This window comes from Stenotrophomonas oahuensis (assembly GCF_031834595.1).
GTDB lineage: Bacteria > Pseudomonadota > Gammaproteobacteria > Xanthomonadales > Xanthomonadaceae > Stenotrophomonas > Stenotrophomonas oahuensis.
The window spans coordinates 2,176,654-2,189,840 of record NZ_CP115541.1; the positions used below are offsets into that span (position 1 = coordinate 2,176,654).

12 protein-coding genes are annotated in these 13,187 nt (G+C 54.8%); 9 read left to right on the plus strand and 3 right to left on the minus strand.

What is annotated here, in order from left to right:
• Window positions 1–2 precede the first annotated feature (2 nt).
• The 4 genes from PDM29_RS09505 (at window position 3) to PDM29_RS09520 (ending at window position 5,025) form a co-directional block, all read left to right on the plus strand.
• Window positions 3–1,094: a hypothetical protein gene (locus PDM29_RS09505; RefSeq protein WP_311193579.1), complete on the plus strand. Its 1,092-nt coding sequence runs from the start codon at window positions 3–5 to the stop codon at window positions 1,092–1,094.
• Window positions 1,095–1,423: 329 nt separating this feature from the next.
• Window positions 1,424–2,563: an ABC-three component system protein gene (locus PDM29_RS09510; RefSeq protein ID WP_311193580.1), complete on the plus strand. Its 1,140-nt coding sequence runs from the start codon at window positions 1,424–1,426 to the stop codon at window positions 2,561–2,563.
• 9 nt (window positions 2,564–2,572) lie between these two features.
• On the plus strand, window positions 2,573–3,076 hold the full coding sequence (locus PDM29_RS09515) for a three component ABC system middle component (RefSeq protein ID WP_311193581.1): 504 nt from the start codon (window positions 2,573–2,575) through the stop codon (window positions 3,074–3,076).
• Window positions 3,076–5,025 (plus strand): DUF3732 domain-containing protein, encoded by a 1,950-nt coding sequence (locus PDM29_RS09520; protein WP_311193582.1) that lies wholly within the window; start codon window positions 3,076–3,078, stop codon window positions 5,023–5,025. The genes PDM29_RS09515 and PDM29_RS09520 overlap by 1 nt, the downstream gene beginning before the upstream one ends.
• Before the next feature lie 550 nt (window positions 5,026–5,575).
• On the opposite strand, the gene PDM29_RS09525 is transcribed toward PDM29_RS09520, so the two are convergent.
• Window positions 5,576–6,163, minus strand: a complete 588-nt coding sequence (locus PDM29_RS09525) for a hypothetical protein (protein ID WP_311193583.1) — start codon at window positions 6,161–6,163, stop codon at window positions 5,576–5,578.
• A gap of 262 nt (window positions 6,164–6,425) precedes the next feature.
• Between PDM29_RS09525 and PDM29_RS09530 the strand changes: the two genes are divergently transcribed.
• Both PDM29_RS09530 and PDM29_RS09535 read left to right on the plus strand, forming a co-directional pair.
• Complete coding sequence (locus PDM29_RS09530) at window positions 6,426–6,740, plus strand: DUF1153 domain-containing protein (protein WP_311193584.1); 315 nt, start codon at window positions 6,426–6,428, stop codon at window positions 6,738–6,740.
• A complete protein-coding gene (locus tag PDM29_RS09535) occupies window positions 6,740–7,564 on the plus strand; it encodes an IS3 family transposase (protein WP_311193585.1) in 825 nt (274 codons plus the stop codon). Before PDM29_RS09530 ends, PDM29_RS09535 begins: the two co-directional genes overlap by 1 nt.
• Before the next feature lie 34 nt (window positions 7,565–7,598).
• On the opposite strand, the gene PDM29_RS09540 is transcribed toward PDM29_RS09535, so the two are convergent.
• Complete coding sequence (locus PDM29_RS09540) at window positions 7,599–8,216, minus strand: HNH endonuclease (RefSeq protein ID WP_311193586.1); 618 nt, start codon at window positions 8,214–8,216, stop codon at window positions 7,599–7,601.
• Between the two features lie 244 nt (window positions 8,217–8,460).
• A complete protein-coding gene (locus PDM29_RS09545) occupies window positions 8,461–9,030 on the minus strand; it encodes a hypothetical protein (protein ID WP_311193587.1) in 570 nt (189 codons plus the stop codon).
• A 741-nt stretch (window positions 9,031–9,771) separates the two neighbouring features.
• Between PDM29_RS09545 and PDM29_RS09550 the strand changes: the two genes are divergently transcribed.
• The 3 genes from PDM29_RS09550 to PDM29_RS09560 all read left to right on the plus strand — a co-directional run bounded on the left by PDM29_RS09550 (window position 9,772) and on the right by PDM29_RS09560 (window position 13,161).
• Window positions 9,772–11,676: a hypothetical protein gene (locus PDM29_RS09550; protein ID WP_311193588.1), complete on the plus strand. Its 1,905-nt coding sequence runs from the start codon at window positions 9,772–9,774 to the stop codon at window positions 11,674–11,676.
• Window positions 11,651–12,430 carry a hypothetical protein gene (locus PDM29_RS09555; RefSeq protein WP_311193589.1) on the plus strand — a complete coding sequence of 260 codons (780 nt, stop codon included), beginning with the start codon at window positions 11,651–11,653 and terminating at the stop codon, window positions 12,428–12,430. The genes PDM29_RS09550 and PDM29_RS09555 overlap by 26 nt, the downstream gene beginning before the upstream one ends.
• An 89-nt stretch (window positions 12,431–12,519) precedes the next feature.
• The gene (locus PDM29_RS09560) at window positions 12,520–13,161 is read left to right on the plus strand and encodes a hypothetical protein (RefSeq protein WP_311193590.1); all 642 of its coding nucleotides are present in this window, start codon (window positions 12,520–12,522) and stop codon (window positions 13,159–13,161) included.
• Window positions 13,162–13,187 lie beyond the last annotated feature (26 nt).

Genomic DNA, 13,187 nt, shown 5'->3' on the forward strand with positions numbered 1-13,187 from the left:
TAATGGGTTCACTGGACAAAGATCGTTTTCAGAAAGAGCTGGCGATTCGCTATTGCTTGGCCAGGGGCATGGTTCCATTCCCTGAGGTCCTGGTTTCGAGCTCATCAGATCTAAGTGATTCGCCGGAAGTCCTGACTGACCTTGACGTCCTTGGCTTGGAGTTTCTTAGTGATGGAGAGTTGCGCAAGTCGCTTTTTGACTGTAAAAGCGGCTCCAGGCTCAGTGCTATTAATCGAGCGTTCTGGGTATCAGGCGTCATGGCCTACACCTCGTGCGACCATGGCTTTGTATTGCTTAAGGCCAAGGCCGTGAGCAATCATCGCTTGTCCGCCCTCAGTATTCGAGTGGACCTTCATAGTGAAGAATCATTTGTGTCTCTGGGTAAAACTCTGGATGCGAGCTTCCCTGGCAGCTCGTATTACCAATCTTCAATCGAGAGGTGGAACCACGTCGACGGAATCTACAGCGCAAATGGTTGGTCAATGGATATCAGGGGGCTCGTTCGGAACGCTGTCCCCCTTGCAAAGTCATCATCAACTGTCTTTCGCAGGATCATAGCCGAACTAAGGGCCGCTCGAGGATCCTTTGATCCCGGGAAGCCATCTCACATTTGCATCTTCTTGGATGCAATATCGTCACTCATGGTGCTCTGGGCGTCGCTTTCACGGGATGCGCGACGATTTTATGTCCCCGGAATGGAGAAGGCGGAGTTTGAGCGTATCCTTCGGCTTTATCTATGGGGCGGACGTGAGGCGTACAAGGTGAGGCAGCTCTTGACGAAGGATCGTTCAGGTTCGGATTTGAGTACAAGCTTGGTTGTGGATTTCCCCGCGTGGGATCAGCTCGTGTCGTATTTTGGGCTCGTTATCGATGCACCCCAAGAGACCTTCAAATGCGCACACCTCTGTCGGGAAGCTGCCTTCCGTGTTGGCGGGGACCGCGATGCCCTGCTTGATGCTTCTGTTGCACGGTATGCCTCTAATTCTCCTCGTGCAAAGCAGTTCTCATGTGGAATGATCGATTATATCGTTGCGGCATGTGGGTTGCCGCGCGACCTAGGCCGGGCCGCATCAGAGCAAATTCTGGCCGCTTAACCCTGCGTTTGGCGAGTCACTTAAAGCCTGCTTAGATATTGCTTTACCGCCAGTGGCGTCGCTCCGCCTGGGCGGAGGGCGGGTCATCAGGCCTGCAATGTCGCATCGCCGGAGGTTCCCAGGACCTACTCATTCGCATCGTTGCTTGAGACTGCTAGACCCGCCTCCAGCGCAGTGGTTTAGGGCCCGATCCTAAGGGCGGTACGGCCCATTGTATGAACAGGAGTCGGCTGGTGTGCGCAACCCTTCGACACAAGTGGGCCAGGCTTGACGGGTTAAGCTAATGTGAAATATCACTGTAGTCCAGCAGGCGGGGCTGGACAACGGACATGTCGACGAAGGCTACAAAACACAGTGCTCCCGGGCCATACCTAGGATACGGATTGCAGACCGTGCGATTGTGTGCCCGGCTTTTAAATGAGCTTGGTGATTCGACTGTATTCGTAGAGCAAGACGATGATATCTCGGTGCTGTACGGCAACGGAAGCAGGCTCCTCGAGCAGACGAAGCGAGTGAAGGGCAATCCTCTATCAGATTGGTCTCTAGACCTTTGGAAGACTATTCACAACTGGCTTGAAGATCATGCCCCATTCAATGGGATATCCAAGCTATGCCTCTACACCACGTCCGCGCACGAGCCTGGCCCTTTTGCGAAGGCGCTTCTAGCGGCGCGTAGCTCGCAGGATGTAGATCTGTTGGTGGCTGACATTAATGGAAAGCTAACCACCGCAAAGAAGAAGACAAAAGTATACGAGTACATCAAGCGGTTCCTCGACGCCACTGCTGAAGAGCAGAAGTCTCTCGCGATTCGATTCGAAGTTATCCAAGAGACGGATGTTCTTGCTTCCATTCGATCGCGCTATGAGGCCGCTGTGCCTCCTCCTTTGCTTGAACGTGTCATATCGTTCGCCTTAGGCGAGGCGAAGATTAGATCTGATCGTCTTCTGGAGTTGGGAAAGCCTGGTGCGCTAAATGCCGGCGAATTTCGAAGTATGGTCAGGCTATTCGTCAAAGAGATAAATCTTCCGGCGTACTTTGACTTTGATTCAGCGCCGGTGCCTCAGGCTGAGCTGGATAACGAGTTCGTGTCAAGGCCCGTATTTGTAAAGCAGTTGGAGCTGATTGAAGCGAGTAGGCAGCAGCAGCTGCAGGCAATCAACGACTACTTGAGGGCGGTTGCAAGTAAGACGAGATGGGGGGACGAGGGCACACTTCTTCCTGGGTCATTGGATGAGTGGGAGAATGAGCTGCTTCAAAGGCATTCCGCCATCTGCGACAGTCTGGACATTCTTCACGCAGGACTTAGCGAAGTGAGTCGCGGTAAGGCTGTCTATGCTGAGTGCAGAAAGGTCGAGCTCTCACTTCAGGGCAAGAGCGTTCCCGGCCATTTCACTCACGGATGTTTCAACGAGCTCTCTGGATCAAAAAGAATAGGCTGGCATCCTGCCTACCTAGACCTATTGGAATAAACCGTGGTCATGACCGACAGAACCAAGCAGAACCCCGGCCGGCTGTCGGGGCTGGACCTGATCTACAATCCGTCGTTGGGCTCATTCCTGTTTTGGCGCGCTGCGTCGGGCTACTTCTCGGAGTGCGGGCGCGGACTTCCTGTGGCATTAGCCTTTACCGTACTTCCGATTGCACTCCATGACCAGTCTAGGAGAGTGCTTTTTGGGACGAAATTGCCTTCTGGTCTAACACTGTTCGCGGCTAAACTCGGGGTTGAACAAGAAAGTTTGCTTGCAATTCACAATCGAACACTTGCTCTCCGAAGTCTGTCGTTGGCCTCTCTGACTGCCGGTGTTATGTCTGAGATGTTAATTCTCGATTCGACGAGCGCAACAATCCTGTCAATGAGTTCAGCGCCCCCGCAATTGAGTCCAAATATGCAGAAGCTTGGATTGGGGTGCGAAAAGCTGGGCGTCTGGTTCGCACGAATTCCGATCGAGCAGGTTGCGTCGACTCTTAGGGTGAGCTTCTAATGTACTTTCAAATCTTAAAGCTGGTTCTTTGGCCTAAGAATGGTGGCGCGATCAGGGAGGTCGTATTCGAGCCAGGGATGGTCAACGTCATCACAGGTTCTTCAAAAACCGGAAAATCTGCTGTCATCCCGATTATCGACTATTGTTTGGCGTCCAGGAGTTGCACTGTTCCGGTGGGTGTAATAAGAGATAAATGCTCTTGGTTTGGCGTGGTTGTTGAAACTGTTGAGGGTCAGAAGTTGTTCGCGCGTAGGGAGCCAGGCGATCAAGTCCAGACAAACGAGATGTTCGTTGTTGAGTCGGAGGAAATTGCTCTCCCCAGCGCAATCGATGGCGGGAATACCAACGCAGGCGTCGTACGTGGACTGTTGGATCGCCTTGCGGGGCTTACTCAGCTGGATTTTGAACCAGAGACGGAATATGGATACAAACAACGACCGTCCTTCAGAGATCTGACGTCGCTAGTTTTCCAGCCGCAGAACATTGTTGCGAATCCTAATGTCCTATTCTACAAGGCGGATTCTAATGAGCACCGGGAGAAGCTCAGGACTGTCCTTCCCTACGTTCTGAATGCGGTCACCGCCCAGGTCATTGCGTTGCGGCACGAGTCAGACAGACTGAGCCGTAGGATCAAGAGGCTTGAATCTGAACTAAGAGAGATGAACTCCATCTCCGCAAGACGGATGTCGGAGGGGCGTCGTTGGGTTAATCAAGGGAGGGAGCTGGGGCTATCTACTCGGCGAGGTCAGCTAAATGATTGGCCGGAGATACTGGCGGAGCTTCAGCAGATAACACTTGTCAATCATGTTGGAAGGTCTGCATCGGTTGATGGTATAGAGGCGACACTGAGCGTTCTGTCGGAGCTGCGATCTAGGGAGCAGGAGCTAGCAGCAATGGCTTCCGGACACCGTCAGCGACTCATGGAATTGAAACGATTACGTGAGGGGAGCGATGAATATGCTGGTGCGCTCCGCATACAGCGTGATCGCATATCACTATCCTCTTGGATGAGTGATGAGATCAAGAGGAGGAACGAGGCAGCTCTGCTGTTCTCTTCTGAAACAGCTTCATCGCTTGATAAGCTCTCAAGCGCGCTCAAGGAGGTGGAGGGAAAGCTTCAAGCTTATCCTCTAGCCACGACGTCGTTAGACGCTGAATACCATCGTCAACGGGTCAGGACTGAAGAGGTGCTTGCTGAGATATCAATCGTGAGGCAGGAGATTCGCTATCATGAAGCTTACTCTGAAGCAGCTCGACAGGAGATCTCCTATACCTCAGCCATCGACCGTTTCTTAGGGGGGCTGCAGCAGCTTCTAGATCAGTACGAGCTATCAGACGCGTCATCAGAGCATGAGATGGAATTATCTGAGCTGCGTGATAAGCTGAGTACGATTGACAGAAGAATAAACGAGGCTGCGATCCAGCGCAGGCTCGACAGTACTCTGGATGAGATTCAGCAGATAACTGGGTCAATAATTCCGGCTCTCAATGCAGAATGGGGTGAGAGCCCGGTAAGGCTAGATCCGAAGGAGTTAACGGTTAGGGTGTCTCGTCAGGGGCGTAAAGACTATCTTTGGGAAATTGGAAGTGGCGCCAACTGGCTTGCGTACCACGTTGCGGTGACTTTGGCGCTACACACTTACTTCCTCAGCCATCCGCCGAGTCCTGTGCCGGGGCTAATCGTTTATGACCAACCAAGTCAAGTCTACTTCCCGGCAGTCGTGATTGACAAAAAGACCGGGGAAAAGGACCGGAAGCTGGTGGAGCAGGAAGATGTTCAGGCAGTTCGGAGCATCTTCGCAGAGATTGGAAATCGCGTTGTGTCTGCAAAGGGGGCGCTGCAAATTATCATCCTCGATCACGCGAATCAGGATGTTTGGGGGGAGCTCGAAGGCATCTTCCTTGTGGAGGAGTGGCGGGGAAAGAAGCTGGTTCCTTTGGAGTGGTAGCCGAATGATCACGTCTCTATCACTCCGGAAAAGCGTCGGCTTATGGCTTGGCCTGGGCGCAGATTGTTGTGCGGCCAGTTCAAGTGCACGTAGCTGACCCTGCTGACCCTCATTTTCTGATGAGGTCATGCGGCTAACATGGCGACGTAAGCTGCGTCCGGGGTCGCCATCTTCAGTGCGCCAAGGCGACGTTCAACTACTCGCGCCTTTGCCGAGTGGTGGGCGGTAAATGCTAGGGTCAAGCTGCGCCGCGAGGCGGCGTCAGCTTGAATGAACCGTTTGGTCAGGATCTAAGCACCCTCAATGAAATGCTTGTCAACTTGAAACCATTCGTGAACGCCGTTTATCGGCGCACTAGTGACAATTCCTCTGCTCATGAGCTCCTCTATATGGCTCGAGGCGATTGCCTCGGCCGCGGAACGACTGATTCCGAATAGCAGAAATTGAGAAGCTCTGGATCTACCGCGATGGTGGGAGTGCATGATGTCTACAATGTGCCTTCGGGTAAAGGCGAGCTGCCCATTTATGGTGGATCTTGTGTTCACGTATCTCAACTCATGGAATAGGTAAGCAAGTCCATCTTCTGATGAGAGAAATTCTGCGCGCGATTCGGCCTTTCTCTCTCTCTGTACCACGCAATAGCAAAAAATGCGCCGCTGTACAGCCAGGCGGAGAGGATGACCATGTCGGCATGCTGAATTTCAAGAATTTTTCCAAGAACTGGGTTCTCCTTCAGAGCTCCCATAAAGGCCAGCAATCCTGTGCTTATCGCAAGAAACGTGCCAGATGTCACCTTTATCCCTCGATGTTGCGCTCTGACGCTTTCCTTGATGAGACTATTTCTCTGCGCTCGCAAGCTCTCTTCCTGGGCTCCGGCCAGGGGAGCAAATGCCTTTGTGAAGGTCTCCACGAGTGCGGTGACCTCCTTTAAAGGAACCAAGGTGCCAGATGGTTCCAATGATTCGATAGCTGACTGAATCCTGAGGTAGTTCAGTTGTGACTCCTCCGAAGCGAAGTCGCCTCCATTGCGATCAGGATGCAGTTCTCCCAAGCGCTTCCTCAGCGCTTTGAGCACACCGTTGCTGTCTGTCGGATCTGCATCTAGCTCAAATTTCTTTACTATCTCTGAAAGGGTCATGTGCGCACTTTGCTCTGGTACTAAGCCGACCCGCTAGGCGGGTTCGTCTTGAATGAACTGGTAGGTCCCAAAGCGGATTCCAGAACTGGCTTGAAACCCTTTGGGAGCAACATGTCTGGTTTTGACTACAGCCGCACCCCGAGTGCATCGAGCGTTGGCGTGGTCATCGTCCCGGTCGCCCGGATACCATGAGCCAGTTGGAACATGTGTAATGACCCACTGAATTCCTGCTCAGGTGTTACTTTTCCCAAAGGAGACACCGATGAGCGAAATGATGGAAGAAGAGATCAAGCGCTGGAACGCCCGTCGCAAGTCCGCACTGGTCCTTGAGATCATCCAGGGCAAGACCTCAGTGGCGGCAGCGAGTCGCCAGTTCGACCTGACCCCTGCAGAAATCGAGAGCTGGGTTGAAGACGGCAAACGCGGCATGGAGAACGCCCTGAGAGCCAAGCCTGAGGACGTGCGCGAGCAGTACGAGCGCCAGTTGAAGGACCTCCAGGAAACCTACGGCGAGGCCATGCTGGAGATCCGCGCGCGAAAAAAGCTGGCATCCCTGCTGGGAAAGGACGAGAGCTGATGCTCTCGGTCCAGCAGGGCCTGAGGGACGAAGGCGTCACGGTGCCAATGACCAAGCTGTGTCAGTGGTTCGGCGTGGCGCGTCGAACGACGTACTACAAGCCGACCAAGGGCCCGGCCAAGGTCAATGCTGAGCTGGCAGAGCCCATCAAGGAAATGATCGAGGCCGAGCCCTCGTTCGGCTATCGCACCGTGGCGGCGCTGCTGGGCATGAACAAGAACACTGTGCAGCGGATCTTTCAGCTCAAGGGTTGGCAGGTCCGTAAGCGTCCGCTCGGTCAGCGCCCGCGAATCGAAGCCAAGGTTTCCCGCGCTGAAGGGCCTGATCAGCGTTGGGCTACGGACCTGTGCAGGGTCTGGGGCGGCAGGGACGGCTGGTTGAGCCTGGCGCTGGTGATCGACTGCGGCACACGTCAGTTGCTTGGCTGGCACCTGCCTCGAACTGGCAAGGCAAGTACCGCCTCCGCCGCGCTGGAGCAGGCCCTGATCACCCGCTACGGCACGCTGGGGCGGGTGCCGGTGCCCTTCCTGCTGCGTTCTGACAACGGCCTGGTGTTCACCAGCCGCGTCTATACGCGCCTGGTGCGCAGCTATGGTCTGCAGCAGGAGTTCATTACGCCACACTGCCCGCAGCAGAACGGGATGGTGGAACGCGTCATTCGAACGCTGAAGGAGCAATGTGTGCACCGGCACCGCTTTGAGAGCCAAGTGCACGCCACAAGGGTGATCGCTGACTGGATTGCCTTCTACAACCAACAGCGCCCTCATCAGGCGCTGAAGATGATGACCCCGGACGCGGCGTATGCCGCTACATTAACCGCATGACCTGAGCAGGAATTCAGTGGGTCATTACACGTGTTCAACGGGGCAGTATGCTATTGAGCTGTCCGCGCACATTGCAGCCGTACTCTTCTCTTAGCAAAAGCGCCTTGTGCCCAACTCGACTTCGAAGGATATCAAGTTCTTGCCGCTGCGTGCTTGAGTACCGGCTAGTGTGATTCATGTACTCCCGGCACACATCGTAGAGATCCTTGATCACGTCTTTGAGGTTGGTGTCATATCGAATTTTCTGGCGAAGCTTCGACAGATCCTTCCGGAGGCGCTCAATGGAGAGCGAGACATGATGGGATACTTCCAGATGATGATCAACGAAGAGAGCCCCGTGCATCTCCAAAAGGTCAACCACATCCTGGGCAATTTGCCCTTCTTCAGTAAACCTTCTGAGCAGCGGTACCGGGCTGCGGTGGGAGTGAAGAAGTGATCTGATCAAGTCCTCGTGGGTCCTCTTCCATGCAGTTAACATAGTAACTGGAAAGTCGGCACCATTGTTCTTGTCAACCAGGGTGTGGCAGCTTGCACAAAGCCAAATTCCATTCTCTACGCTTGCTCTGGCCTCATCTGACATCAGATGGTCATAGCGAGCTTCCCCCTCCTTCTTTGCGGAAATATGGGCCGCCTCACCAATCTTCAGCTTCAAAGGCCCTTTCCCGTCTGAAGGGCCTGTCGTGATTGTCTGACATCTAGGATTGTTGCAGATCAGGCCGGATCGGAAGGCCAATGTATCGATTGTTTGCTTTGCAAAGTCTGGGGCAGCCACGTCTATATCCTGATGTTCAAAGTATGAACCAAAGTGCGCTGGAAGACGGCGTCGGCTAGGCAGAGATTCCTGCCGGGAGAGAATCCGTCGGAATGTTGGCTAGAGTTGAAAATGCCGATGGAGGCTATGAGTCACTGTTCGAGGGATAGAATTCGATTGTGATCTCTTCGTCATGTGTTTTGATCGTGACGCGGCCACCGTTGCTAGCTTCCTTCAGGTGCTTCACAAGTCTCTCGACGCGGGGCCGAATTCTCTTGCGGCCACTAGTTGCTGGCACACCTCTGGCGTGACTTTGGCCATTATGCTGCACGCTAATCCCCGCGACTTTAGCGCTGTACGTCGCAACGGCCCATATAACGTTTGAGATCAAGTTCTGGCAAACCGCTGCCGCACCCGGGGCGGAGAAGACCGCGGCTATAACAGGTGCGAGTTCGTAGACGATAGATCCCTGCCGAACGCCGGCTATACGGGCGCGGATTAGTACGTCGTCCCTGTTGAGATTCTGAGGAATTTGCTCCAGTACCTTGGTAGTGCCTTGGCGCTCAGCTTCCGCGTTGGCTTCTTCGAACAGAGCGATAGCCACGTGATTCAATATATCGTGTATCGCCTGATTCAAGATTCCTGTCTGCAGAAGGTCCATGTCGTTTGACGACAGGGAAAGTTCGAGCCTTTCGTCGAGCGGTAGGTATTCCACGCAATGTCCTTTTGTTTGGATTTACTCTTTTCGTGGCAGGAGAAGTAAAGCTATGGAGTAGCCAAGTTGGTGAAGTACATGAGCCATCCACATCATCACGTATGGGCAGCTACGCTTTTTCGTACACCTCGATCCTAGGCTGCTGCGGCTCGGCAAACAAGCCGGTGGGTTGCTGCACTAGAGGGGCCGCTGCAGTCTTGCCCCTGAAAAATTCTAATCCTAGGCTACGGCAATACGTCCACGATGATGGCCCCAGCCGACGTACGCGTTATCGTGACCTTGTCGCCCTCCGTGGCCGCATCCATAACCGCATTGGTCTGGAAGTAAAGCCTGTACTCGCTACGCGTAGGGTGGGCCTCCCGGGAGTCGTACCAAGTAATGCCCGCATGGGCCACAATGGAGCCGTTGCTATATCGGAACTCGGCAGTGCCACGAAACTCTTCGATTCCGAAGATCTTCTTGAACTGAGAGACCCCATTCAGCTCATGCTGGTTGGATGCCAGTGGGCTCGCCTCTACTGCAGACAGGGTCTTGGATACGCTAATCATAATCTTCCCGATTGTGGTCCAGTATTTGGCTCAGCCCTTCTAGGCTGGAGCTGTCCATGCAAACATCGGAGCACTTGACGTCAAAGAATTGACACAAGGCCGCTGCGACAAAAGGTATTGCCAACCCTCATTGCATACTGATATCAATAGCGAAAAGGAAGCGGCCGCGCAAGAGAACGGAATGGAGACCGGAATGGCACAGTGGCAGTTCAGAGCGCTCAACCCGAACGAGAACTCGGGTTCCAGCATATCCGACGACAACTTCTCAATTGAGGAGAGGACAAACGTCGAGATTCTCGTACGAGAAACGCTACAAAACCCGCTTGACGCACGTGCGAGCTCCGACGACACGGTCCGGGTCAGCTATCGCATTGTTGAGATCGACGCAGATGCTGGGCAGACAGTGCGCTCCCTGTTCTCAGAAGGCTGGCTTAGCCACGCTCGAGCCGGTCAGCTTCTTACGGACAAGCTTGCGCCAGTGCTTCGCTTCTTGCTCATTGAAGACTTCGGTACCACGGGGCTGGAGGGGGCCTACACGGACTCCTCAGTTGATGGCGAGAGCGAAAACTGGAATGCATTCTGGTTCCGGGAAGGTGAGGGGGCCAAGCATGCCAGGGCCAACGGAGGTGCCGGGCAGGGCAAAATCACTCTCTACCTTGCAAGCAAAGTGAGGACAGTGGTCGCGCTGACGAACCGTCTATCGGATGGCAGGGCGCTGCTATTCGGTTGCAGCCGGTTCCCGCGGAACTACAGGCTTGGTGACGAGAAGACGCGTTGGGCAAAGGAGGCGCGTTGGGGGCGGGAGTCGGACCAACAGAGCTTGGCCGTGCCGATTAGCGATGCCTCATTCATAGAGTCAATCAAAAGTGAGCTGGGACTGCGCAGAGGGGATGCGCCTGGGACGAGCTTCATCGTGCCCTTGCCCTTGGACAATCTCACAGAGCAGGACATCAAGACTGCTGTCATCAATGAGTTCTTCTTCGCAATCTGTCGGGGGCGACTGGAGGTTGAGGTTGGAGGTGCGCTTCTTGAGAAGTCAACGATTGTCTCGGAGGCTGATGGACTTCCAGATGGCGGTCGGGTAAGCCAAGACTACCGCCAGTTCCTTCAGGCTGCCGCAGAGCGGAGCGGTCTTGTGCCCTTGGCAAATGCAAAGGCCACGTGGGTGAAGGGCATGGATTCCGCCTCCTTTGACGAGGGTGATCTGTTTAACTTGACGCACGGATTTGAGCTCGGACAGCCAGTTTCGGTCGACTTCCCGTTGACAATCAAAGCGAAGCGTGGCGCCACTTACGCGACCAAGTTCAGGGTACATCTGCAGCTCGCAGACAGCCTCGATAGAAGTGAGGAGCTGTTCGTTCGCCAGGATCTGGCAATTGACGGCGAGAAGAAACTCAGATCCGTTCGTTCGGGGGATCCGGTGATGGCCTTGACCTTCATCGATGATCCCCGGCTTTCCGACCTGCTGGTCTGCGCCGAAGAACCCACACACAGAACGTGGAATGCACAGCGACCAAAGGTGAAGAATGCATACCAAGCCCCGGGCGCTGCGCTCTCAGCTGTTAGAAACGCGGCGGCAAAGCTTGTCCAGCTACTCGCCCCCGCTGGTCAGCGCGATGAGACCGCTTTGGCTGCGTACTTCGCGGATCCCGCGCATCTCTTGGAGCTGAAGAAGGGTGCGAGGGGTAAGAAGGAAGGCAGCAAGCCCGGTCCGCCTCCAGTGGACGAAGTTCCCGTTGCGAAGCCAAAGCCAGTGGTGGTTACGCCGCAGCGCGATGGGTTTACTGTTTCAGTTTCCCCCAATCAAGATGGAGGCTTCCAGCGATTGGAATGCTCAGTGGAGCTTGCCTACGCAACGGTGCGAGGTGACCCGTTCCGTCAGTGGGATTCTGCCGACTTCTGGTTGGAAGACGCGTCTGCATTTCCAATCGAACTCACGGGCGTGTCAAATCTTCGTCGCGAAGGGAATAGGCTTCGGTTCGACATGGATCGAGAGGGGGCGGCATTGGCAGTTCGCGGGTTCGACCACGAGCGACAGCTCGAGATTCGTCTGAAGTACACGGAGGTGGCAGATGAAGCAGATATCACGTCGTACTAATCCCACCGGGCTACATGAGGTCGATCGAAAGAACTTCTGTGTGCGCGTTGCGGATGACGAAAAGCTGGGGCGTGTGTTCTGGTTGGAGAGCTTTGACCAGAAGGCCGCTGGCGTATCGACTGACACTCAGATCCACTGCATAGCCAGTGCTGGCACCACCGAGCAGTATTTCTCGCTTGGTGATGCCGGGAGCTACGTGCGAACGCAGCAGGCAATCAATGAGTTGGCTCGAGATAAACCGCTGAAGTTTCGTTTTGTGTTTAACCAGCCTGGCCAGAACCGTCTATGTGCGTTCGCCGATGGAGTTCGCCCTACGGACGAATCAGAGGATCTCGGATCAAGTCTGGTGGATATCCTTCCTGCCGAGCTGGGTGGGCCGATCTGGACGCTTGAGCTGCCTGCAAACAGCGCTGATGCAGATTCCAAGCCGTGCATTCTTGTTGAGCAGCGTGTCTATAGAACCGCGGGTGCCGCTGTGAGAAGTCACGCGTTCACAGCGTTCGTTATGCCGGAGGTCATGAGGCAGGTGGCGCTTTGCATTGCGCAGAACCCCGCAGAACTTGAGAGTGAAGATTCTTGGGTTGGAAGATGGAAGGGTTTCATCGAGCACCTCGGTGCGGGACATCCTCCGGAAGAGGACGAGGGGGACCCAGCTGAATGGGCAGATTCGGTAACCAAGAGATTCTGTACAGTCGGGCATATGAGAGCCCAGTTGGACAACCTCATTGCTGAGATGACGGGAGAGCTAGAGTGAGTACACTGGTGCGGTCACTCAACGAAGGCGGCATCGCTCGGTTCATGGATTGGCTAGAATCTCCCGTCGGTCCGCCACCCCGGAGCATCTTGGAAGACGACAGCTACGGCTCTGTTCTTTGTGAGGACTGGTACGTCGATGTCGATGCGAAGTTTGGCAGTACGTATGAACTTGGTTGCTACCTGAACGAAATTTTCGGGTCCGGTGCTGACAGGCTCGCATTACGCGCGGACAAGGGAATGTGGGCATGGATGTCGTTGGCATTCATGCCAAATCTGCTGGGCCGTGAACGTCAGAGAAAGGCGCTCCCGCTGGCAAAACATCACTACGTCGAGATCGTCCCGCGCTTGGCATACCGTCTGATCACCAGGGCCGCATGGGAACTGGTGTTCCTTCATGGCGACAAAGCCCGAGTCGCGCTAAGCTCCACGCGGTCGCCATGGGGCGATGTCGCCGAACAGATGACTGCAAGGCAGGAGATGTATTCTCACCCGAGCTTCTGGGCCGTAGCGGAGGCGTTGTACTTGAGTGCATCTGGACGACAGAAGCCGGGAGCAGCTGCGGCCAGGAAGGCCGTGCATCGAAAGCTTCGCGGAAACGAGGTTGGCTTGGGCGGCGTCAGGCGCTTGGCTATCAGCTTCGGACAGTTTGAGCGCACCTACCTACTTCGCAGCATGAGCGCCAGCGATGTTGTAGGGATACTTCCCGTTGAGTACTCCAAGTGGAAGTAGGGGGAGGGAGTGGTGAGCCAGGCCTT

Coding starts and splice junctions, on each gene's coding strand:
- PDM29_RS09520 (WP_311193582.1), top strand. CDS start 3,076: ATGTACTTTCAAATCTTAAAGCTGGTTCTTTGGCCTAAGAATGGTGGC.
- PDM29_RS09550 (WP_311193588.1), top strand. CDS start 9,772: ATGGCACAGTGGCAGTTCAGAGCGCTCAACCCGAACGAGAACTCGGGT.
- PDM29_RS09515 (WP_311193581.1), top strand. CDS start 2,573: ATGACCGACAGAACCAAGCAGAACCCCGGCCGGCTGTCGGGGCTGGAC.
- PDM29_RS09535 (WP_311193585.1), top strand. CDS start 6,740: ATGCTCTCGGTCCAGCAGGGCCTGAGGGACGAAGGCGTCACGGTGCCA.
- PDM29_RS09525 (WP_311193583.1), bottom strand. CDS start 6,163: ATGACCCTTTCAGAGATAGTAAAGAAATTTGAGCTAGATGCAGATCCG.
- PDM29_RS09555 (WP_311193589.1), top strand. CDS start 11,651: ATGAAGCAGATATCACGTCGTACTAATCCCACCGGGCTACATGAGGTC.
- PDM29_RS09530 (WP_311193584.1), top strand. CDS start 6,426: ATGAGCGAAATGATGGAAGAAGAGATCAAGCGCTGGAACGCCCGTCGC.
- PDM29_RS09505 (WP_311193579.1), top strand. CDS start 3: ATGGGTTCACTGGACAAAGATCGTTTTCAGAAAGAGCTGGCGATTCGC.
- PDM29_RS09510 (WP_311193580.1), top strand. CDS start 1,424: ATGTCGACGAAGGCTACAAAACACAGTGCTCCCGGGCCATACCTAGGA.